Source organism: Streptomyces sp. NPDC102514 (genome assembly GCF_055584525.1).
Genome location: NZ_JBVJLW010000013.1, coordinates 216,616 through 238,030 on the forward strand (window position 1 = coordinate 216,616; position 21,415 = coordinate 238,030).

Sequence of the window (21,415 nt, forward strand, 5' to 3'; positions counted from 1 at the left end):
GATCACAGGCGCGTCGGGCACTGTCCAGATTGCCCGTTACGGCGTCAATAAAGGGCGTCACGACCCCGATTCGCGGGACCGTTGAACAATTGTGGCGCACCACACGTTTCTTGAAGGTATGGAGGAGCCCCTGATACCGGTTGTCCCTATGTCCCACACCGCTCACATACGAAGCCACCGGAAACCCCGGCCTCGCAGCAGTTCGGCGCTCGCGATGCGCGCCGGAGTTGCCGGTGGCGTCCTCGGCACCCTGGCAGTGGCCGGTGCCGCCGGAACGGCCAACGCGGCCGAGCCGGTGACCCAGACCATCGAGCTGCCCACCCTCACGGCAGACATGACCGCTCAGGTCGCCGAGTCCGCGGAGGTCACCCAGCAGGCCGCGGCCGACTACCAGCTGCGTGCCGAGCGTGACGCCGCTGCTCAAAAGGCCGCGAAGCAGGCCAAGTCGGACCTCGCGGACGCGAAGAAGAAGGCCGAGGCCAAGGAGAAGGCCGAGACGGCCCGCAAGGAGGCCGCCGAGCGTGCCACCCGCTCCGCGGGCCGCACGACCCTCACGACGGCCTCCACGGCCGCCAGCAGCAACGTCGCGGCTCCCGCCAGCGGCAGTGTCGCGACGGTCATCGGCTTCCTGAAGGCTCAGGTCGGCGACGCCTACGTCATGGGCGCCTCCGGTCCCGACGCGTGGGACTGCTCCAGCCTGGTCCAGGCGGCGTTCAAGCAGGTCGGTGTCGACCTGCCGCGCGTCTCCCAGGACCAGTCCGTGGCCGGTACCCCGGTCTCGCTGTCCAACGTCCAGGTCGGCGACATCCTGTACTGGGGTGGCGCGGGCTCGGCGTACCACGTGGGCGTCTACATCGGCGGCGGCCAGTACCTGGACGCGGCGAACCCGTCGAAGGGCGTCGTCATCCAGGATCTGTCGGGCTACCCGGCGAGCGGTGCGGTCCGGGTGCTCTGACCTTCGGTCACACGCCTTCGGACTCCACGTCCTGAATGCTTTTGTGGGCCGTTTCCCCGGCGGGGGAAACGGCCCACAAGCATGCGCGCGCACAGGGGAAGCCGGCGTGCGTACGGGGACGAGAACGGGGCCCTGGCGGGCCCCGCGTCCCGTCAGGCCCTGGGGGCCACCTTCGTCAGGCCGTTGATGATGCGGTCCATCGCGTCGCCGCCCGTCGGGTCCGTCAGGTTGGCGAGCATCTTCAGCGTGAACTTCATCAGCACGGGATGCGTCAGACCGCGCTCGGCGGCGATCTTCATGACCTTCGGGTTGCCGATGAGCTTCACGAAGGCGCGGCCGAGCGTGTAGTAGCCGCCGTAGGTGTCCTTGAGGACCTTCGGGTAGCGCTGGAGGGCGAGTTCGCGCTGGGCGGGGGTCGCGCGGGCCTGCGCCTGGACGATGACGTCCGCGGCGATCTGCCCGGACTCCATGGCGTAGGCGATGCCCTCGCCGTTGAAGGGGTTCACCATGCCGCCCGCGTCGCCGACGAGCAGCAGGCCCTTCGTGTAGTGGGGCTGGCGGTTGAAGGCCATCGGCAGGGCGGCCCCGCGGATCGGGATCGTCATGTTCTCCGGGGTGTAGCCCCAGTCCGCCGGCATGGAGGCGCACCACGCCTTGAGGACCTCGCGCCAGTCCAGCTCCTTGAAGGCGGCCGAGGTGTTGAGGACGCCCAGGCCGACGTTGGAGGTGCCGTCGCCCATGCCGAAGATCCAGCCGTAGCCCGGCAGCAGCCGGTCCTCGCCGGGCCCGCGGCGGTCCCACAGTTCCAGCCACGACTCCAGGTAGTCGTCCTCGTGGCGCGGGGACGTGAAGTACGTACGCACGGCGACGCCCATCGGGCGGTCCTCGCGGCGGTGCAGGCCCATCGCCAGGGACAGCCGGGTGGAGTTGCCGTCGGCGGCGACGACCAGGGGCGCGTGGAAGGTGACTTCGCGCTTCTCCTTGGAGTCGGCGTCGCCGAGCTTGGCGTGGACGCCCGTGATGTGGCCCGTGCGGTCGTCGACGATCGGGGCGCCGACGTTGCAGCGCTCGTACAGGCGCGCGCCGGCCTTCTGCGCCTGGCGGGCCAGCTGCTCGTCGAAGTCGTCGCGCTTGCGGACGAGTCCGTAGTCCGGGTAGGAGGCGAGTTCCGGCCAGTCCAGCTGGAGGCGGACGCCGCCGCCGATGATGCGGAGCCCCTTGTTCCGGAGCCAGCCCGCCTCTTCCGAGATGTCGATGCCCATGGAGACGAGCTGTTTGGTGGCGCGGGGCGTCAGTCCGTCGCCGCACACCTTCTCCCGCGGGAACGCCGTCTTTTCGAGGAGCAGGACATCAAGCCCGGCCTTGGCCAGGTAGTACGCCGTGGTGGAACCGGCCGGCCCCGCCCCGACGACGATCACATCGGCGGAGTGTTCGGACAGGGGCGCGGCGTGTTCGGAGAGGGGCTGGGACTGGGACTCGGTCACGGCGGGGTCTCCCCAAGGCTCGAAGGCTCGAAAATCTCGTAGCGCGAAGTCTCGAAATCCGCGTGCTGACGGGCACGGGACATGGGCAGTCTATGCAGCGGTACTGATCACCTGGCTGAAGGGCTGCCCCGTGAACCGAGCTCTCCCCGTGGTACACCTGCGCGTCCCCACCGACGAGGACGCCTTCGCCTGGCACCGGGCCTTCGACCACCCGGACGTGATGGAGTTCCACGGAGGGAAATCCGCCGAACTGTCCGTCTACGAGGAGTTGACCGCCCGCCAGCGCCGGCACGACGCCGAGCACGGTTTCTGCTTCTGGACCATGCTCGACGAGGAGGGCCGGGTCATGGGCTTCACCGGCGCCCAGCCGTGGCCGTACGAGTGGGGTCCGAAGGGCGAGATCGAGATCGGCTGGCGGCTCGGCCGGGAGTACTGGGGCAAGGGGTACGTGACCGCGGCGGCGCAGGCCACGCTGGACCGGGTGCGCGCGACGGGCGTCACGAGCGTGGTGGCCATGGTGAACTCCCGCAACGAACGCTCGATCGCGGTGACCAGACGCCTGGGCATGGAGCTGGCGGAGACGTTCACCTCACCGAAGTCGAAGCAGTTCGGGCACTGCTACCGGCTGGCTCTCTGAAGGGCCCGGGCCGGCGGCGGTCCGCCCGCCGACGCCTTCCGGCGGGGCCCGGCAAGGGCTTACCCTGCCGGTACCGCTGGGGGTGACGTCTGTGCGCATACCACGCAAGACACCCGAAGTGCGCGTACCGCGGCTCGTCGGCCTGATGGCCGTGGACGCGCGCGAGACGGCCGAGGCGCGTGGGGTGCTCCTCGCCGCGCCCGACCGGCCCGACTTCGACCTGATGGTCGTCGACTACGTCGTACGCCAGTACCCGCTGCCCGGTTCCGAGGTGCCGCGCGGGGCGGTCGTGACGGTGTGGTTCGACCTCGGCGAGGGTGAGGGCGGCGGGGGCGCGGGTGTACGTGAGCCGCGGCTGCCGCAGCCGCCGTCGGGTGGCCTGCAGCGCGAACTCGACCCTCCGCACGACCCCTTCGCACTCCTCGGGTGAGCGCCGGGCAGCCGCCCGGAACCGCCTGCGGCGGACAGGAACTGCCGGACGGGCCCTACGGGACAGCCCTTAGTCCTGCTTGAAACCGCGGTGCAGCGCGACGATGCCGCCCGAGAGGTTGCGCCAGGCCACCTTCGACCAGCCGGCCTTGATCAGCCGCTCGGCGAGGGCGGGCTGGTCGGGCCATTCACGGATCGACTCGGCGAGATAGACGTACGCCTCGGGGTTCGAGGAGACCGCGCGGGCAACCGGCGGCAGCGCGCGCATCAGGTACTCGGTGTAGACCGTGCGGAACGGCGCCCACGTCGGGTGCGAGAACTCGCAGATCACCACACGTCCGCCGGGCTTCGTCACGCGGTGCAGCTCCCGCAGCGCGGTGTCCGTGTCCTGCACGTTCCGCAGGCCGAAGGAGATCGTCACCGCGTCGAAGGTGTCGTCCTTGAACGGCAGCTTCGTCGCGTCGCCCGCCGTGAGCGGCAGCCAGGGGTGGTTCTTCTTGCCGACCCTGAGCATCCCGAGGGAGAAGTCGCAGGGGACGACGTACGCGCCCGTGCGCGCGAAGGGCAGGGAGGAGGTGGCGGTGCCCGCCGCGAGGTCCAGGATCTTCTGCGCGGGCCGCGCGTCGACCGCCTTGGCGACCTCCTTGCGCCACACCCGGTCCTGGCCCAGCGACAGCACGTCGTTCGTCAGGTCGTAGCGTTCCGCGACGTCGTCGAACATCGAGGCGACTTCGTGCGGCTGTTTGTTCAGGGATGCGCGGGTCACGGACCCATTGTGGCAGTACGCATCCCGTGAACCCGGCTCAGGGCAGCAGTCGCGGCTTCGACTTCGCCGCCACGTCCTCCACCCACCCGCACAGCAGGATGAACACGCCGATGAGGATCCAGCCGATGCCGAACATGAACCACTGGCTCTCCAGCGGCAGATACGTCTCGAAGGCCGGGACGTTCCAGAACTGGTCGATCAGCGGGATGGCGAGGATCAGCGCCAGCTCGTGCCAGAGGTAGATCGTGACCGCGCGGGCGTTGAAGATCCGCACGATCCGGTCGAGGCGCCCGAAGCGGGCCAGCCACGCGAAGTCGATCCCGAGGCGCGCCTTCGCGTACATCAGCAGGGTCACGAACCCGGCCGACCAGAACGCCTGGGCGTACGGGATGTCGTCGAGGTCGTACGAGCCGGTTTCGGCCTGGTGCGTGAAGGCGTACCAGCCGCCGTACCCGATCGCGGCGAGCGACAGGACGACGACGGCGAACGGTTTGAGCCGTTCCAGGACGCCGTCGCGGTGCGCGAAACCGAGGATCCAGCAGAACAGGTACGTGGCCAGGTCGAGGAGTCCGACGCCGAAGCGGTCGTCCGGCGGCTCCCAGAGGAACTGGAGGACCACGATCGGGGCGAGCGAGAGGACCAGGACGGCGACCGGGGCCAGCCGGAAGACCTTCAGCAGCAGGGGCGACAGCAGGACGAACCAGAGGTACGTCCGCAGGTACCAGAGGATCTCCCAGGCCTGCTCGCCCCACGCGTTGCCCGGCGGATCGCCCAGCGGCACGACCCAGTAGACGATCTGCCGGCCCGGCATCCAGCCGTGGATCAGCATCGCGACCACGACGAAGAAGCCCCAGAACCAGAAGGGCGGCAGGAGCCGGCGGATCCGGCTCCTGATCACCTTGGGGGCGGGCCGCTCCAGGGACTTCGCCATCAGGGTGCCGGCGAGCGCGAACATGATCCCCATGGAGGGGAGGACCATGCCCGCCCAGGCCCAGCCGAAGGTGTGGTAGGTCACGACACGGACGAGGGCGACGGCCCGGAGGGTGTCGAAGTACCGGTCACGCCCCTTCCCGGTACGCGCCTCGGGCAGGGACTCCGACCGGGCCTCCGACCGGGCTTCCGACGGGGCTTCCGACGGGGACTGCGGCAAGGGCTCCGGTTCCACCCGCGGCAGGCGGGCCGTGTCCGCGACCGCGGCGGGCCCCGCGACCGGGGGTCCGCCCCGGCGGTGCGAGCCCATCAGCCCACCCCCGCCGGCGTGCCGACCTCTCCGGTGCGCTTCAGCTTCTGCCAGCGCAGCCGGCCGCCCGTGAGGGCCGTGATGCAGGAGTGGATCAGGACGAGGTACATCATCTGCCGGTACGCGAGCTGCTGCAGCGGCATCATCAGCAGATACCGGTACTTCTCCCTGTCGAGCCGGAACGCGTACGCCGCGCAGACGAGCTGCACGCCGAGGACGGCCAGCCAGGCGAGCAGCGACGCCCTGAAGTCGATGAAGATCATCGAGTAGACGGTGAACACGTCGATCAGCGGGGCGAAGACGGGCGTGACGATCTGGAAGATCACCACCAGCGGCATCCCGACCCGGCCGAAGCGGCCCGAGGGACCCTTGTCGATCAGGGACTTGCGGTGCTTCCACAGCGCCTGCATGGTCCCGTACGACCAGCGGTAGCGCTGGGACCACAGCTGCTTGAGGGAGCCGGGTGCCTCGGTCCAGGCCTTGGCGTGCTCCTGGTAGACGACCCGCCAGCCCTCCCGGTGCATGGCGATGGTGATGTCGGTGTCCTCGGCGAGGGTGTCCTCGCTCATCCCGCCGACCGCGAGCACGGCCTCCCGGCGGAACGCGCCGATCGCGCCCGGGATGGTGGGCATGCAGCGCAGCAGGTCGTACATGCGGCGGTCGAGGTTGAAGCCCATCACGTACTCGATGTGCTGCCAGGCGCCGATGATCGTGTTGCGGTTGCCGACCTTGGCGTTGCCCGCGACCGCGCCGACGCCGGGGTCGGCGAAGGGCTGGACCAGCTGCCGTACGGTGTCCGCCTCGAAGACGGTGTCGCCGTCCATCATCACGACGATGTCGTAACTGGCTTGCCGCACACCGTTGTTGAGGGCAGCCGGTTTGCCCGCGTTCTCCTGGCGGACGACGCGCACGTTCGGCATGCCGAGCGCCTCGGCGATCTCCTTGGTGCCGTCCGTGGAACCGTCGTCCACCACGATGATCTCGATCGGATGGGTGCTCTGCGCCAGCGACCTCAGGGTGTTGGCGATGCACTCCTTCTCGTTGTACGCGGGCACGATCACGCTGACCGGCCGGGTGACGGGCTCCCCCCAGCTGAACCGGCGTCTGTTGCGTTTGCGGTAGTGCCTGCGGGCGAGGATCAGCATCATCCCGAAGCGGCCCATGACGGCGACGCCCACGATCGCGAGCCCGGTCGCGAGCCCCGGTACGGTCCACTCGGCGACCGCGACCGCGGCGACGAGCGCCTTGCCCTCGTAGAGGGTGGTGCCGGTGGCGGTGCGGTGGGCGGCCTGGAGCGCGTTGCCGCCCTGGGCCCCCTGGCCCTGCTGCCCCTGACCCTGCCGGCCGCCGGGCGCCTCGCCACTGCCCGGCTGCCCGCCGTTCGCCTGCTGGTCCGCGGCGTCCGACTGCTGCTCCGCGGCGTCCGCCTGCTGGGTGGCACCGCTGATGGTGGTGAAGGAGTAGCCCTTCGCCTTCATCTTCTTGATGTACGTGCCGAGCGCCTTCACCGTCTGCGAACGCTCGCCGCCCGCGTCGTGGAAGAGCACCGAGGCGCCCTTGTTCTCCGCCGGAGTGGCCCACTTGATGATCTTCGAGACGCCGGGCCGCTTCCAGTCGTCGCTGTCGGTGTCGACGAAGACGCTGGTGTAGCCCTCGGCACCGAGCTTCTTGTAGACGGGCCAGCTGTAGTTGTCGATGGCGTCCGTCTCCGAGGAGTACGGGGCACGGAACAGCGTCGTCGTGATGCCCGCCGCACCCGCCAGGGCGAGCTGCGTCTGGTCCATCTCCCGCTCGATCCGGGCGTTGCTCTGGTACGAGAGATCGACGTGCGTGAACGTGTGGATGCCGACCTCGTTGCCCTGGTCCACCAGGTCGTTCACGATCGACGGGTAGCGCGAGACCATCGAGCCGACCAGGAAGAACGTACCCGGGACGTCGTTCTCCTCCAGGATCTTCAGGATCTGCGGCGTCCACGTGGGATTGGGGCCGTCGTCGAAGGTCAGCGCGATGGTCTTCTCCGGGACGGACGTGGACCGTGGCTCACCGTTCCTGAAGGAGAGGATCGGCCCGCCGTCGATGACGTCGTCCGGGACCTTGCTGGAGCTGGCGTCGCTGCGTACGCGCTCGTCGCCGCCGACCTCCGAGCGCAGATAGCCGTCCAGCAGCATCACGCTGGTGAGCGCGAGCAGGAGCAGCAGGGCGAGGATGACACGCGGTTTCTGCAGCGCCGCTGCCTTGCCCGCGGCCCGCGTCATCCGGGAGGGAGCCCGCCTGCGGCCGCGCGAGGGCGTCGTAGTAGCCATGGATGTGGGTCCGTTCCGGTCAGTTGGCGGCCGCGGAGGCGGACGCGGACGGGGCGGAGACGGACGCCGTCGGGGCGGCGGTGGGTGCCGCGCCGGTCGCGACGCCCGAGGGCGGGGCGCCGGTGGGCCGCGCGGGCGGGCTGCCGGTACCGCCCTGCGGCTGGAGCCCGCCGCCGGGTCCGGAGTTCTGACTGCCGTTCGGACCGCCGTCCCCGAAGGGCAGCAGCGAGGACGGGGTGAGCGAGGGGCCCCACCCCATGAACGCCATGCCGAGCACGACCGCGTACCCGATACAGACGACACCGAGGAGGGTGCCGATCCGGCGCAGAAGCCTGGCCCTGCGACCGGAGTTGTCAACGAACACGGGACCGTCCTCAGGCCCGTTGCCGCGTTTGCGGCGGCGGCCGCGCACGGCGGCGCGGGATTCGATGGCAGGCTCGGAATGCATTCCCCGGATATTAGGGAGCCTTTATGTGTCCGAAACTCTGATTCTGTTGTGAGACGGCCATGAGAAACGACCGAGTCTGTCTTTTCCCTGAGAGAATCCTTGATCGCCGGACAGGGCGGCGGGCGCCGAGAAGGTGCCCAATGTCCCTATATTCATGTCCGGTTGGCCCTGTTTGCCGGGCGGTTTCCGTGCGGTTCCCCTGAATATGCTGTCTTCGTGGAGCGGGGCCGTCCGTGAGACATTTTCACTTCGGAAACGCGGTTTGTTTCCATCCTGAGACGAGAATCACGAGAGTGGGAGCACGCGCGATGAGGACTTTCCTGAAGCCGGCTGCCGGGCTCGCCTGTGTCATCGCCCTGGCCACCGCGGGGTGTTCCTCGGGGACGGACGACTCCTCCGGCCCGGATTCCACGAGCCGTCCGCAGAACAGCGCGTCACCCTCCGGGAGTGCGTCCGGCGACTCCTCTGGCACCGCCTACGCCCCGTACGTCAGCGCCACCACCGCCTCCGACAACGACTCGGCCGGCTCCCCCTCCACGTACAACCTCGCCTTCGTCATCGCGGACGGCAGCGCCTGTACGCCTTCCTGGAACGGGACGACCGCGATCGGCGACTCGGCGGTGAAATCCCGTATCTCGGCGCTGACGGAGTCGGGCTCGGCCGTGCGGGTCTCCTTCGGCGGGGCGTCCGGGAAGGAGCTGGCCTCGACCTGTGACAGCGCGTCGGCGCTGGCCGCCGCGTACGGGAAGGCGCTCGACGCGGCCGGGGCGACGGAGGCGGACTTCGACGTCGAGGGCACGCAGTTGGCCGACTCCGACTCGGTGGCGCTGCGCTCCGAGGCGATCGCGCTGCTGCAGAAGGAGCGCACGGATCTGTCGGTGACCTTCACGCTGCCCGTCATGCCGTCCGGGCTCGACGACGACAGCGTGGCGCTGCTGGAGTCCGCCAACGACAACGGCGTCGTGGTCTCCACGGTCAACATCATGACCATGAACTACGGCAGTTCGTACGACGAGGACATGGGCGACTACGCGAAGACGTCGGCGCAGGCGGCCCACGACCAGTTGGAGAAGGTCTTCGGGCTGTCGGACTCCGGGGCGTGGAAGGGGCTCGCCCTGACGTCGATGCTGGGTGTGAACGACGTGGACAACGAGACGTTCTCCTTGGCGGACGCGGCGGAGGTGCGGGCGTTCGCGGAGGAGAAGGGGGTTGCGTGGGTGTCGATGTGGTCGACGTTCCGGGACCAGCGGTGTGAAGGGGACGATGCGGCCTCGGACGACGCGGCGACGAATTGCAGCGGGGTGGAGCAGGAGGCCGGGGCGTTCGCCGAGGCGTTCTCGGGGTGAACCTGGGTTCCTGGGGCGGCTGGGCGTGGTTCTTCGGGTGCGGGTTCGCTGTGGCTGGTCGCGCGCACGCGGCGGAGCCGCATATCGACACAGCCCCGCGCCCCTAAAAACACAAAGACTGCGCCGTTCCCCGCGCCCTTGACGGCGGAAGGCCGAAGATTGCGCCGTTCCCCGCGCCCCTTCAGGGCTGCGCCCCTTGGGTCAGGGGTGGTTGGCGTAGGAGGTCAGGCGGGTGGCGAATGTGGTGGTCAGGGTGCGTAGTTCTTCGGGGGTCTCGATGACGAACGGGCGGTCGAGGGAGGCCAGGACCGGGGGGAGCCAGTCGAGGTGCTCCGCCCGGAGCCGCACGCGCAGCCAGCCCTCGTCGGCCTCCTCCAGGGTGGCGACGCTCGCGGGGAGGCGGGCGCGGATCTGTTCGGGCGTCCCCTGGATCCGCAGGGCCACCTCGTAGCGGTACTCGGCCGTCGCGAAGCCCGTCACCACCCGCTGGGCCGGGTCGAGTCCCTCGGGTGGTGCGAACGACCCGGGCAGCGTCCGCGCGTCCGCGATGCGGTCGAGCCGGAACGTACGGTCCTCACCGCTCCCCGCGTCCTGCCCGGTGACGTACCACCGGCCCGCGTGGGCGACGATCCCGTAGGCGTGCAGCGTGCGTTCGCTGCGCCGGCCGTCGCCGCCGGTGTATCTCATCGCGACCGGCCGGCAGTGGCTCACCGCGTCGGCGAGGGTGAGCAGGACGTCGGCGTCCGGGGTGTCGAACCCACCGGGCTGATCCGTGAAGGCCAGCGAGTCCAGGAGTACGTCGAGCCGGCGGGCCACCTGCTTGGGCAGCACCCGGCGGATCTTCGCCGACGCCGTCTCGCTCGCCGTGTGCCCCGCCGTCACCAGCCCGGTCCGACGGCCGGCGACCAGGCCGAGCAGCACGGCCAGCGCCTCGTCGTCGCTGAGCATGAGCGGCGGGAGACGGTATCCGGGGCCCAGCCGGTAGCCGCCGTACCGGCCGCGCACCGACTCCACGGGCACGTCGAGGTCGATCAGCTGACCCACGTACCGCCGCACGGTCCGTCCGTCGACGCCGAGCCGCTCGGCCAGTTCGGCCACGGTCCGGGTGCCGCCGGACTGCAGCAGTTCCAGGAGGGTCAGTACGCGGCCGGCGGGTTTGGGCATGTTCGCAGCCTAGTGCCGATACCGGACCGAAAGTGTCCTCTATCTGTCCTAGCCTGCGGGACACGGCAGCCGAACGCGGCAGCCGTGCAGCGCACCCGAGGAGAGCCCCATGAACTTCGTCTCGATCCGCATCATCACCGGCGATGTCGCCCGGCTCGTCGCGTTCTACGAGCGGGTCACGGGGCTGACAGCGGCCTGGGCCAACGACGACTTCGCCGAACTCGGCACCCCGAACGCCACCCTCGCCATCGCGAGCACCCGCACGGTTCCGCTGTTCGCCCCGGGCTCGGCCCGCCCGGCGGAGAACCACAGCGTGATCACCGAGTTCCTGGTCGACGACGTGGACGCCGTCCACAAGAACCTGACCGGGTACGTCACCGACTTCGTGACGGAGCCCACGACGATGCCCTGGGGCAACCGCTCACTCCTGCTCCGAGACCCGGACGGCAACCTCATCAACTTCTTCACCCCGCCGACAGAGGCCGCCTAGGGGCGCGGGGAACGGCGCAGTCTTTGTGCCTTTAGGGGCGCGGGGAACTGCGCGACCAGCCACGACGCACCCGCACCCGACAACCCACAAGCCCGGCGGAGCCAACCGCACCGGCCGTGCTAACGGCGACGATGCACAAGCCGCCCCGCGCACACCGTCGCCAGACACGTCCCGTCCTCGCCGAAGACCGCGAGATCGGCCCGCCCCGCCTCGACGATCACCGCGGGGCCGACCTGGGCGAGGACCACGACATCGTTGCGCGCGGCCGCAGCCCGCAACCCGGCCGCATCCGCGTACTCGGCCAGCACGGCCACCGCCCCCGACTTCAGCAGGGCGTGCACGCGTTCGCGAGGCGTCGGTGCGTCCGGGATCGGTCCCCGATGAATCAGGCCGGGCCCGAGCACCCCGGGCCACACCCGCACGCGGGCATCCGGAAACCGCTCCCGCAGCTCCGCCAGGACGCCCGTCGCGGCGACCCGGTCCCCGTCCACCGCAACGGCCCCGCCCTCGACGGAACCGGGGCCGGGGCCGGAGTCGTCCCAGCTGTGCCGCAGTTCGTCCGCCGCGTGAATGGTCAGCGCCACCGGCCCGAACCCCCTCCGCCGCAGGCCTAGTTGGAGGCGAGCAGCTTCAGCTCGGGGTGGGCGGTCCCGCCCTCGATCGCGGTCGACGAGATGTGCGACTGGACCCGGTCGTCGACGGGGTCGTTCGCCGGGTCGTCGTGGACGACGAGGTGCTCGTACGTCGTCGCCCGCTGCGCCGGCACCCGCCCCGCCTTGCGGATCAGGTCGATGATCTCCATGCGGTTGGAGCGGTGCTTGGCGCCGGCGGAGGAGACGACGTTCTCCTCCAGCATGATCGAGCCGAGGTCGTCCGCGCCGTAGTGCAGCGACAGCTGGCCGACCTCCTTGCCGGTGGTGAGCCAGGAACCCTGGATGTGGGCCACGTTGTCCATGAACAGCCGCGCGATGGCGATGATCCGCAGGTACTCGAAGAGCGTGGCCTGCGTACGGCCCTTGAGGTGGTTGTTCTCGGGCTGGTACGTGTACGGGATGAAGGCGCGGAAGCCGCCCGTCCGGTCCTGTACGTCACGGATCATCCGCAGGTGCTCGATGCGCTCGGCGTTGGTCTCGCCGGTGCCCATGAGCATGGTGGACGTGGACTCCACGCCCAGGTTGTGCGCGATCTCCATGATCTCCAGCCAGCGCTCGCCGCTCTCCTTGAGCGGGGCGATGGCCTTGCGGGGCCGCGCGGGCAGCAGTTCGGCACCGGCGCCGGCGAAGGAGTCGAGCCCGGCGGCGTGAATGCGCCGGATCGCCTCCTCGGCGCTGACCTTGGAGATGCGGGCCATGTGCTCGACCTCGCTCGCCCCCAGGCTGTGGATGACGAGCTGCGGGTACGCGGCCTTGATCGCGGAGAAGTGCTCCTCGTAGTACTCGACACCGAAGTCCGGGTGGTGCCCGCCCTGGAACATGATCTGCGTGCCGCCCAGCTCGACGGTCTCCGCGCAGCGGCGCAGGATGTCGTCGAGGTCGCGCGTCCAGCCCTTGTCCTTGGCCTTCGGCGGGGCGTAGAACGCGCAGAACTTGCACGCCGTGACGCAGACGTTCGTGTAGTTGATGTTCCGCTCGATGATGTACGTCGCGATGTGCTCCGTACCGGCGTACCGGCGGCGGCGTACGGCGTCGGCGGCGGAGCCGAGCGCGTGCAGCGGGGCGTCGCGGTAGAGGTCGAGCGCCTCTTCCGGGGTGATCCGCCCACCCTCGGCGGCACGGTCGAGGACGGACTGGAGGTCGGCCTTCTCGGTCACCGGAGCGGTCCCTTTCATAGGGGTGTGGACGGACTGATCCAGCGTACGCCAGCCCGAACGATCACTCGACGTCAGGCGGCGAAGGCCCCGATGAGCAGGCCCACGAAAGCGCCCGCTATCAGGAAGGGGCCGAAGGGGATGGACGTCCTGCGTCCGGCCCGGCGCGCGACGACCAGCCCCATCCCGTACAGGCCGCCGAACAGGAACCCCGCGAACGTGCCGAGCAGCACGGTCCCCCAGCCGTACCAGCCGAGGACGGCGCCGAGGCCGAGGGCGAGTTTCACATCGCCGAAGCCCATGCCGTCGGGGCTGATCAGGAAGAGGACGAAGTAGCCGCCGCCGAGGGCGAGGGAGCCGTACAGCGCGGTCGGCCAGTCGCCCGCGCGCTCGGGGGCGGCCCAGGCGCCCGCGAGCAGGACCAGGGCGGCGCCCGCGAGGGGCAGCGTCAGTACGTCCGGCAGGCGCTGGACGCGGAAGTCCACGACGGCGAGGAGTACGCCGAGGGGCGCGAGCAGCAGCCAGACGGCCAGCTCGGGCCGGGTACCGGTGGCCGCGGCGAGGGCACCGCACACGAGCGCGGTGGCGAGGGCGACGGGGAGGGTGCCGGGCCCGTACGCACGCCCCCCGCACTCCCGGCAGCGTGCCGGGCCGGCCCAGCCGCCGCCGGCCCGGCCGTCGATCCGGTGCCCCTGCGGACACCGGTCCGCCCAGGGCTCGTCGGGGTCGACGGAGAAGCGGTACGCGGGGCGGGGCACGAACAGACCGGCGGCGCCGCCCCACAGGACGGCGCCGACGATCACCATCAGGTCGACCGGCGCGAGGCTGTTCATCCCGCGGCGGCGACGCCGCTGCGCCAGGTCGGCAGCAGTTCGTCGAGGAGCGCCTCGGTCCGCGGCGGCAGCCCGCGCGCGCCACTGCGGGCGACGAGGTCCGCCGCGCGCCGCTTCAGCCGGTCGCTGTCGCCGGTCGCGTGCGTGGCCCGCAGCAGCTCGTGCCACAGCCGCTCGTCGCCGGGCGCGGAGCCCAGCGCCGCGTCCAGTGCCTCGATGGCCTTCTCGGCGCGGTCCTTCTCCAGGTGGAACGCGGAGAGGGCGAGGCCGATGTCCGCGACCAGCAGCGGCAGTTGGGCGTCGATGATCTCGTGGGTGAGCCAGCCGTACCGCCCCTCGGGCCGCTCGGCCAGCAGCGGACCCCGTACGAGCACCAGCGCGTCGGTGAGCAGCCGGCCGCGCACCGCACGGCTGCCGGCGCCCCGGCCCTGGGTGGCCTCGTGGTAGAGCGAGCGCAGGACGTCCAGGTCGGACACGACGGACTTGGCGAGCTTGAGCCGCCCGGTCGCGTCGGCGGCGAGCCGCGGTGTGCCGTCCGGGTCGTTGCCGAGCCAGTCGCGCAGCCGCTCGACGAGCGCGTCCCGGACGTCGTCCGTGACCCCGCGCGGCCAGAGCGCGGAGGACAGCACCCGCGGGTGCACGCCCTCGCGGTGCAGGAGCAGCAGCGCCAGCGCCTCGTGGAGCAGCGGACTGCGCTCACCGTCCGGCGTCTCCAGACCGATGATCTCGTACGGGCCGACGAGCCGCGCGTAGACCGCCGGACGCCCCTGTTCGCTGATGTCGACGAGGAACGGCGGGGTGGTGGCCGGCCGGTCGTCGTCCCGCTCGGGGTCGGCGTCGGTGAACAGCTCGACGACGGCGCGCTGTTGGGACACCGGCAGGAGCTGTGCGTCGAGTTCGAGGCCGAGGAGCGGCGCGAGGAGCTTGCCCTCGCTGGTGATCTCCATCTCCCAGGCGGCGCCGGGCAGGTCGCCCGACCGGGTGCCGACGAGGTAGCCGATGCCCAGCCGGCTGGCGTCGGCGGCGAGTTCGGCGAGCGTGACGGCGTCCTCGGCGGACGGTTCGGCGGCGAGCAGCACGAGGTGCGGGGCCCAACGGGTGTGCTGGGCAGGGCCCGTACGCCCGGTGAGCACCGAGTCGTGACCGGCCGCACCCAGCGCGCCGCGCCGCTGCCGCGTCTCGGCCTCCATGGTCTCCACGAGCGCCTCGATGTCGTCGAGGTGGCGGAGCCGGTTGGGGGCGAGCGGCGTCAGGTCCTCGCCGAAGCCGACGAGGGTGATGGTCATGCGGTCGGACCAGCCGTTGGTCGCCAACTCGGCGGCCACGGAGGCGAAGACGCCCGCACGGTCCTGCTCGCGGCCGCTCAGCGAGACGATGCCGGGCACCGACTCCAGGTTGAGCAGCAGCCGCGAGTCGTCCATCGAGCCGAGGCTGACGAGCCCGGGGTACGGGGCGGCCGTGTCCACCTCCTCGTACCGCTCGGCGTCGGCGCGGGCCAGCATCCAGAACGTCTGGTCCTGTCCGAGCTGCCACGGCGTGGGCGGCTTGCCCGCCGGCTGGGCGAGCTGGAGGTGCAGATCGCCGTTGCCGCTCATCCAGGCCGCGTACACGGTCGGCAGCGGACGGGACTCCCCCGCGAGCGACGCGGCGAGCCCGCGCAGCGACCGGTCGAGCAGGCGTACGCCCTCGGGGTCGGCCCCCACCAGCAGCGCGTCCTGCGCGTCGGCGGCGGCGCCGGTGGGCGTGGGCGGCTCCATGCCGCGGCGCCCGCCGACGGCACCGAGCGCGGACTGCCACAGCGCCTGACGGCGGCGCCGGCCGAGGGCGCCGAGGAGACCCGCGGCGAGGAGGGGCGCGCCGAGGAGGGCCTGCGGCAGCCCGAACCCGCTGCCCTCACCGGCGGCGGGCGCGGCATGCTCCTGCCCGCCCTGCGCGGTCCCCTGACCGGGACGCTGCTCGGGAAGACTGATGTGCGCGGTGTCGCGGTCCTGCGCACCGGACCCGCCGCCCTGCCGGCCGGCGCCCTCCTGTCCCGCGCCCTGCCCGTCCTGCTCCTGCGCGCCGCCCGTCCTGGCGTAGTCGGAGATCTGCCGCTGGACGTCCGGCGAGACCTTCGGGGCCTCGTCGGGCATCTCGACCAGTTCGCCGCCGCGGGCGTCACCGGGCATCTCCATGATCCAGCCGGGCCGGATGAGGCTGGCCTCGGAGAGCTTCGAACCGTCGGGCTGTGCACGGTCCTTGTTGAGCTGGTAGATCTCCTTGTACCGGCGTCCGTCACCGAGGTGGCGTTCCGCGACCTCCCAGAGGGAGTCGTGATGGCGGCCCTCGGGCGGCTGGATCCGGTAGAACTTCGTGGCGTCCTCGGACGCGCGGGCGCCTGCGCCCTCCGCGTGCGCGGCGGCGTCGGCGGCCTGCTCGGCCAGTGCGGCGGCGCTCGCGGCGGTCTGCGCCTGCTGCTGTGCCAGCAGCCCGCCCGGGGTCTGCTGGGCCGCCGCGGCGACGGCGGGCCGCTGGTTGCCCTCCAACTGCTGGCCCAGCTGCGAAAGACCCGGTGTGAAGCTCGCCGCGGCGGCGCCGACCAGCAGCAGCGCGGCGACGAGCTGGCGCGCGAGGAGCTGGCTCGGGCCGGCCCCGGGCACGCGGTTGGGCAGTCCGACACCGGACAGCGCGGCCTTCATCTCGACGAGCACGCAGGCCGTGAACTGGGCCCACGCCAGCCAGACGACCACGGTCAGCACGTTGATGAACGTGTCGACGGTGATCTCCTGCTGGAGCCACTCCGTCGTCGGCGCACCCGAGGGCAGCGGCCAGCCGATCTGGACGGCGAGCGCGCCGGGCACGCCGACGAGCAGCACGAGCAGGGCGACGAAGGCGAGGAACGCCTTGACGAAGTCCCCCACCGTGCGGCTGCGCCGGGGCAGGGGCTGCGGCGTCCGATTCCTCGGACCCGGCGAGCCCGCCGAGCCCGGCGAGCTTCCCGGCGAGTTGGAAGTGGTACGTCGCGCCATGGCGGGTGTCCTGATGTCGTGTGGGAAGGGAGGGAGAACGGGGGTGTGCTGAGCCTACTTAGATCGCATTGAGCCTGTCGAAGGGTAAGGAGAGGGGGCGAGCCTCCACCCCGACGGGTTCGTCACCATCTGCCGCCTAAGCCCGATTCGCCCGGTCGGCCGGCTGCCCGACACCACCCGAATCGGTACGGCTTCGCACCTGCCACGGGTGCACCCCTCACGATCCCCACACAATCCCCCGGAGCCGGTGCGCCTCCGCTTCGTATAGTCGGATCGTGCACGGGCATCACCTCGTGCACAGGCGTCGGATCGTGCGCAGGCGTCAGACGGTGCACGGACGCATGTCGCCGAGGCACGGACACGACAGCCGAGGCACGGACACGACAGGGGGATCGCTCATGGGAAAGCCCGACCTCGCGCTGCCGCTCAGTGAGCTGGAGGACTACGGCACCCGGCTGCGTGACATCAAGACGCGGATGAACCACACCAAGAAGCTCTTCGCGTCCTACAAGGACGACATCGGCGACGGCGGCGTCTACGACAAGCTGGAGGACTTCGAGTCCAACTGGGAGGACGGCCGCGAGGACATCAACCAGCAGCTAGACGCCCTGGCCCAGATGTCCGAGGCGATCGTGCGCGAGTTCAAGAAGCTCGACGACGACCTGGCGAAGCAGGTCTCCGAGGGTGTGAAGTCCGACGACAAGGGCGGCAAGGGCGCCAAGAAGGACGGCGGCGAGTAGCCGCCCTCCGGGGCGCCGCCCGCCGACCCGGCGGGCACCCCCGACGGGGGTCACCCCCGTCGGGTCACCCCACCTCGTTCTCCGCCACGGCCCGCCCCCGGACCGTCACGTCGCCGCCGTAGAACATGCCTGTGAAGACCGGTGAGTAGGTGAGCTGGACCTCGACCTCCACCTGGTCGGCGTTCGCGGCGACGCAGTTCGTGGCGGCTATGTCGGCGCCGGTCATGCCCATCTCCTGGGCGAAGGCCTTCACGCGGGCGCCGCAGTTCTCGAAGAGGATCGGGGCGCCGCCGCCCTGGTTCTCGTACAGCGCGTCGAGGTCGACGTCCTGGGCCGCGTAACGGGCGGCCTGTTCCGCGATGTCGGCGGCCCGTTCGCGCTTGGAGATGGACAGGCCGCCGTCGATGACGAACGCCGACAGGGACAGGAACACGAGCGCGAAGATGATCACCGCGCCGGCGCCCGACCCCCGGTCGTCGAGGCGCTCGCGCCGCGCCGCCGCCCACGCAGCGAAGGTGTCCTTCACGCGCACCGTCACGCCTTCCTCTTGAAGGGATCCAGCGGCGAGGTGAACGACGCCTCAAGGCGGGTCGGTACGTCCAGACCCAGCATCGCCAGCCCCCGCACCTCGCAGCTGACCTCCACCGTGAAGAGGTCCGCGTCCTCGAAACCGGCGCTGGTCTTGGTCACCGTCACCGGACCGGCGCAGACGTCCGCCAGATCGGCGTCCGCGGCCTTCTGCGCCTCCGCCATCGCGGAACCCTGGTCGCGCTGGAGCGAACCGGAGCGGGCCGCGTCCCTGGCCGCCCCGTCCAGTGCCCCGCGCCCGTCCACCAGTTGCCCGAAGGCCACCAGCACCAGGATGAAGAGGATCATCACCGGAGCGAGGATCACCACCTCCACGGTGGACAGCCCCCGGTCACCGAGGTCGGCGCCGCGCGAAAGCAGTCGCCTCACCACTGCGCGCATCTAGTTCCCGTCATCCTCGACGAACCGCTCCACCGGCCCCACCGACTGCGCGTGCACGGTCAGATCCAGCCCGGGGAACACCGACGGCACCTTCGCCGTGATCTCCACCCCGACCGAGTCCGGGTCCGGCTGGAGCGTCTTCACGTCCGGTCCGAGCACCAGCTGCGGTCCGAGCTGCGCGATGTAGCTGTCCACGACGTCCCGCGCCTCGCCGCGCCACGCGCCCGGTGACTCGTCCGCCGTGGCACGGGCCTTGCGCGCACCGGCCTGGGCCGCCGCCTGCGCCACGTGGTCGGCGAAGAAGTACAGCGCGAACTGCACGGTCGCGAAGATCATGAAGAAGAGGACCGGCGTGAGCAGCACGAACTCGATCGCGGTCATGCCGGAGTCGCCCCGGGCGGAGGCGGCCTCCACCCGGCGGCGTACCCAGCGGACCAGGCGTCGTGCGCTCACCAGCAACCCCGTGTACGTGAGAGGGAGAAAGCGGCTGCGGAAGCCGCGGAGCCGGCCCTTTTCCCAGGGCCGGCCCGATCAGCAGGTGCTGCCCGCGTCCGCGCCCTTGATGCAGTCGCCGACCTTGTTGGCGCCGTCGCTGAGCGCGGCGTTGATGATCGCGGCGACCACGCCGACGATCGCCACGACGACCGCCGAGATGATGACCCACTCCACCGCGGACGCACCGCGGTCGAGTTCGCCGGAGCGGGCGCGCTGCACCCGGCCCTGGAGGAAGGTGATCAGGAAGTCCACCCCCGGGATCCCGGTGCTGTAGTTCCGTCCGTTCATGGTGAGTTGTCCTCTCGAAACAGTTCAAGACAGTGCAGGGCAGTTCACGGATGCAGTTGTCGCGGAAGCGGTTGCCGGGCTCAGACCTGGAACACACGCATCGCCGCCGGGAAGATCAGGAAGACCAGGAAACCGGCGCAGAGCAGCAGCTGCGCCACGAGCATCGACTGCGACTTCTCGCCGGCGCTGCCCTCGATCTCGGCGAGTTCGCGGTGCCGCATCGTCTCGGCGCGCGAGGCGAGCGACTCGCGCACCTTCGCGCCGTCGTCCGCGACCAGCGCCAGGGAGGCCGACAGGTCCTTCAGCTCCTCGACGCCGATCTCCTCCCCCAGCGACCCGAGGGCCTGCCACTGGCTGATGCCGGTGATCCGGGCGTCGGCGAGCGCGTTGCGGATGCGCTGCGTGGCCCAGCCGTCGGAGACCTCGGCCGCCGCCATGAGCGCCTCGGGCAGACCCCGGCCGCCCGCCAGGCTCATCGACACCAGGTCGAGGTACGCGCCGATCACGCGCCGCAGGTCGCGCCGCTTCTCGGCCGCGTCCCGCCGCACTTCGAGGTCCGGCAGGAAGAAGAAGACGATGGCGAAGAGCAGGGCCAGCCAGACCGGGATGGCGGGGCTGCGGCCGAAGCCGAGCGTCCAGACCACCGCGAACATGAGCGGCCCGAAGAACACCCCCGCGGCCCCCAGCAGCACCTTCGTCGCGAGGAAGTTCTCCCAGCTGCGATCGAGCACGGCCAGGTCGGCCCGCAGCGAGCGCTGTTCCCAGCCCTGCTGCAGGTACAGCTCGGCGACACGCTGCCCGACCCGGGCCCGTACGCTGCCGAGCCGTCCGCCGTCGACGTCCGAGGTGCGGTGCGCGGACTCGTACGCCGCTCCCCGTGCCCTCATCGCGTCGATGCGGGCGACCTGGGCGACCGCGCTGCGCTTGGCGGGCATCAGGGCGCGGACCAGGACGTAGAGGCCCAGGCCCAGGACGGCACCGACCAGGACGGGCAGGGTCAGGGTCGAGTTCATCGGCGTACCCCCTCCTCCGGCGACGACAGCGGCAGCGACTGCTGCGGGGACGGTGCGTGGGCCGGTGCCGGGGACCCCGGAGCGGTACGGGGGCGGACGAACTGGACCGCCGACTCGTCCCGCACCAGGAACCGCTCGGGCGTCTCGATCGTCGACAGCTTGCGCAGCCACCAGAAACCGAGCGCGAACAGACCGCAGACACACGCGAGTACGAGCTGGCCGACGGCCGTTCCGTACGGCTCGACGAACTCGCGGTTGAAGATGGACAGGCCGAGCACGAAGGCGATCGACACGGCCACGACGATCTGCACCGAGCGGCGGGTCGAGGCGCGCTGGGCCATCACGCGCTGGCGCATGTCGACCTCTTCGCGCGCCGACTTGGCGAGCGCGCCGAGGACCTGGCGCAGACCCGGGCCGCGCAGCCGCGCGTTGAGGATCAGCGCGGCCACGATGATGTCGGCGGACGCGTCGTCGATCTCGTCGGCGAGCTGCTGCAGGGCTTCGGGCAGCGGCGTACGGGAGCGCAGCCGGTCGACGAGGGCGTCGAGGTGCGGGCGCAGGACCGGCGCGGAGGCGCGGGCGGAGGCGGGGATGGCCTGTTCGAGGCCGACGGCGCCCGCGATGGTGTCGCGCAGCGACTCGGTCCAGGAGGCGAGGGCCTCCACGCGCTTCATGGCGGCCTTCTCCTCGGAGGCGCCGCCGAAGAGCTTGTCCCAGAAGAAGACGAGGACGGCGGTCGCGATGCCGGCGACGGCCCACCGGGTGAGCAGCAGGACGACGATGCCGGCGATGGCGGCGATCGAACCGCGCCGGCCGGCGAACCGTACGAGCTCGGAGGCCCGTTCGCTCGCCTTCTGCTTCTCGTGCTCGGGCTTGGCGGGCAGGCCGCGGACCGCGACGGCGAGCAGGGCGAGGCCGCCGCCCACCGCGATCCCGCACGCGAGCGCGTACAGGACCGTCGTGGAGAACAGTCCGCCCATGGAGCCGAGCGAGTCGAGAG

General features: G+C 71.0%; 22 protein-coding genes. 6 read left to right on the top strand and 16 right to left on the bottom strand.

Features of this window, described 5'->3' with window-relative positions; all coding sequences use genetic code 11:
- Positions 1-118: 118 nt before the first annotated feature.
- Positions 119-955 (top strand): C40 family peptidase, encoded by an 837-nt coding sequence (locus tag ACZ60E_RS30085; protein ID WP_384801009.1) that lies wholly within the window; start codon positions 119-121, stop codon positions 953-955.
- Positions 956-1,107: 152 nt separating this feature from the next.
- On the opposite strand, the gene ACZ60E_RS30090 is transcribed toward ACZ60E_RS30085, so the two are convergent.
- A complete protein-coding gene (locus ACZ60E_RS30090) occupies positions 1,108-2,439 on the bottom strand; it encodes a geranylgeranyl reductase family protein (RefSeq protein WP_384806028.1) in 1,332 nt (443 codons plus the stop codon).
- A 130-nt stretch (positions 2,440-2,569) separates the two neighbouring features.
- Between ACZ60E_RS30090 and ACZ60E_RS30095 the strand changes: the two genes are divergently transcribed.
- Both ACZ60E_RS30095 and ACZ60E_RS30100 read left to right on the top strand, forming a co-directional pair.
- Positions 2,570-3,076, top strand: coding sequence for a GNAT family N-acetyltransferase (locus ACZ60E_RS30095; RefSeq protein ID WP_469444481.1), 507 nt, complete (start codon positions 2,570-2,572; stop codon positions 3,074-3,076).
- Between the two features lie 82 nt (positions 3,077-3,158).
- On the top strand, positions 3,159-3,506 hold the full coding sequence (locus tag ACZ60E_RS30100) for a PASTA domain-containing protein (protein ID WP_469444483.1): 348 nt from the start codon (positions 3,159-3,161) through the stop codon (positions 3,504-3,506).
- A gap of 69 nt (positions 3,507-3,575) precedes the next feature.
- Here the strand turns inward: ACZ60E_RS30100 and ACZ60E_RS30105 are convergent, their stop codons facing one another.
- From ACZ60E_RS30105 to ACZ60E_RS30120, 4 genes are read right to left on the bottom strand one after another with little or no spacing between them, the layout of a single operon-like run.
- Positions 3,576-4,271: a demethylmenaquinone methyltransferase gene (locus tag ACZ60E_RS30105; RefSeq protein WP_469444485.1), complete on the bottom strand. Its 696-nt coding sequence runs from the start codon at positions 4,269-4,271 to the stop codon at positions 3,576-3,578.
- Positions 4,272-4,308: 37 nt separating this feature from the next.
- Entirely contained in the window at positions 4,309-5,511 is a 1,203-nt protein-coding gene (locus tag ACZ60E_RS30110) for an acyltransferase family protein (RefSeq protein WP_469444488.1), read from the bottom strand.
- Positions 5,511-7,814 (bottom strand): bifunctional polysaccharide deacetylase/glycosyltransferase family 2 protein, encoded by a 2,304-nt coding sequence (locus tag ACZ60E_RS30115; protein WP_469444489.1) that lies wholly within the window; start codon positions 7,812-7,814, stop codon positions 5,511-5,513. The genes ACZ60E_RS30110 and ACZ60E_RS30115 overlap by 1 nt, the downstream gene beginning before the upstream one ends.
- 19 nt (positions 7,815-7,833) lie before the next feature.
- A complete protein-coding gene (locus tag ACZ60E_RS30120) occupies positions 7,834-8,262 on the bottom strand; it encodes a hypothetical protein (RefSeq protein WP_384806039.1) in 429 nt (142 codons plus the stop codon).
- A gap of 308 nt (positions 8,263-8,570) precedes the next feature.
- On the opposite strand from ACZ60E_RS30120, the gene ACZ60E_RS30125 reads away from it, so the two are divergent.
- Positions 8,571-9,608 carry a chitinase gene (locus tag ACZ60E_RS30125; protein WP_469444491.1) on the top strand — a complete coding sequence of 346 codons (1,038 nt, stop codon included), beginning with the start codon at positions 8,571-8,573 and terminating at the stop codon, positions 9,606-9,608.
- Positions 9,609-9,809: 201 nt separating this feature from the next.
- Here the strand turns inward: ACZ60E_RS30125 and ACZ60E_RS30130 are convergent, their stop codons facing one another.
- On the bottom strand, positions 9,810-10,772 hold the full coding sequence (locus tag ACZ60E_RS30130) for a helix-turn-helix transcriptional regulator (protein ID WP_469444493.1): 963 nt from the start codon (positions 10,770-10,772) through the stop codon (positions 9,810-9,812).
- A gap of 109 nt (positions 10,773-10,881) precedes the next feature.
- Here ACZ60E_RS30130 and ACZ60E_RS30135 point away from each other — a divergent pair, with 109 nt between their 5' ends.
- A complete protein-coding gene (locus ACZ60E_RS30135; protein WP_384806045.1) occupies positions 10,882-11,262 on the top strand; it encodes a VOC family protein in 381 nt (126 codons plus the stop codon).
- Positions 11,263-11,381: 119 nt separating this feature from the next.
- Here the strand turns inward: ACZ60E_RS30135 and ACZ60E_RS30140 are convergent, their stop codons facing one another.
- From ACZ60E_RS30140 to ACZ60E_RS30155, 4 genes are all read right to left on the bottom strand, one after another.
- The gene (locus ACZ60E_RS30140) at positions 11,382-11,846 is read right to left on the bottom strand and encodes an imidazolonepropionase-like domain-containing protein (protein ID WP_469444496.1); all 465 of its coding nucleotides are present in this window, start codon (positions 11,844-11,846) and stop codon (positions 11,382-11,384) included.
- Between the two features lie 26 nt (positions 11,847-11,872).
- Complete coding sequence (gene mqnC / locus ACZ60E_RS30145; protein ID WP_384806238.1) at positions 11,873-13,072, bottom strand: cyclic dehypoxanthinyl futalosine synthase; 1,200 nt, start codon at positions 13,070-13,072, stop codon at positions 11,873-11,875.
- 71 nt (positions 13,073-13,143) lie between these two features.
- Positions 13,144-13,902: a prepilin peptidase gene (locus ACZ60E_RS30150; RefSeq protein WP_469444498.1), complete on the bottom strand. Its 759-nt coding sequence runs from the start codon at positions 13,900-13,902 to the stop codon at positions 13,144-13,146.
- On the bottom strand, positions 13,899-16,910 hold the full coding sequence (locus ACZ60E_RS30155) for a BTAD domain-containing putative transcriptional regulator (protein WP_469444500.1): 3,012 nt from the start codon (positions 16,908-16,910) through the stop codon (positions 13,899-13,901). Before ACZ60E_RS30155 ends, ACZ60E_RS30150 begins: the two co-directional genes overlap by 4 nt.
- A 398-nt stretch (positions 16,911-17,308) precedes the next feature.
- On the opposite strand from ACZ60E_RS30155, the gene ACZ60E_RS30160 reads away from it, so the two are divergent.
- The gene (locus ACZ60E_RS30160; RefSeq protein ID WP_469444502.1) at positions 17,309-17,650 is read left to right on the top strand and encodes a hypothetical protein; all 342 of its coding nucleotides are present in this window, start codon (positions 17,309-17,311) and stop codon (positions 17,648-17,650) included.
- Positions 17,651-17,714: 64 nt separating this feature from the next.
- Here ACZ60E_RS30160 and ACZ60E_RS30165 read toward each other — a convergent pair whose 3' ends face one another.
- The 6 genes from ACZ60E_RS30165 to ACZ60E_RS30190 all read right to left on the bottom strand — a co-directional run bounded on the left by ACZ60E_RS30165 (position 17,715) and on the right by ACZ60E_RS30190 (position 21,395).
- A complete protein-coding gene (locus ACZ60E_RS30165) occupies positions 17,715-18,188 on the bottom strand; it encodes a pilus assembly protein TadG-related protein (RefSeq protein WP_469444504.1) in 474 nt (157 codons plus the stop codon).
- Complete coding sequence (locus tag ACZ60E_RS30170) at positions 18,185-18,619, bottom strand: TadE/TadG family type IV pilus assembly protein (RefSeq protein WP_384806057.1); 435 nt, start codon at positions 18,617-18,619, stop codon at positions 18,185-18,187. The genes ACZ60E_RS30165 and ACZ60E_RS30170 overlap by 4 nt, the downstream gene beginning before the upstream one ends.
- A complete protein-coding gene (locus ACZ60E_RS30175) occupies positions 18,620-19,000 on the bottom strand; it encodes a TadE family protein (protein WP_385834719.1) in 381 nt (126 codons plus the stop codon).
- Positions 19,001-19,150: 150 nt separating this feature from the next.
- Positions 19,151-19,402 (bottom strand): hypothetical protein, encoded by a 252-nt coding sequence (locus ACZ60E_RS30180; protein WP_055509289.1) that lies wholly within the window; start codon positions 19,400-19,402, stop codon positions 19,151-19,153.
- Between the two features lie 80 nt (positions 19,403-19,482).
- Positions 19,483-20,415, bottom strand: coding sequence for a type II secretion system F family protein (locus ACZ60E_RS30185; protein WP_469444507.1), 933 nt, complete (start codon positions 20,413-20,415; stop codon positions 19,483-19,485).
- Entirely contained in the window at positions 20,412-21,395 is a 984-nt protein-coding gene (locus tag ACZ60E_RS30190) for a type II secretion system F family protein (protein WP_384806242.1), read from the bottom strand. The genes ACZ60E_RS30185 and ACZ60E_RS30190 overlap by 4 nt, the downstream gene beginning before the upstream one ends.
- Positions 21,396-21,415: the final 20 nt, after the last annotated feature.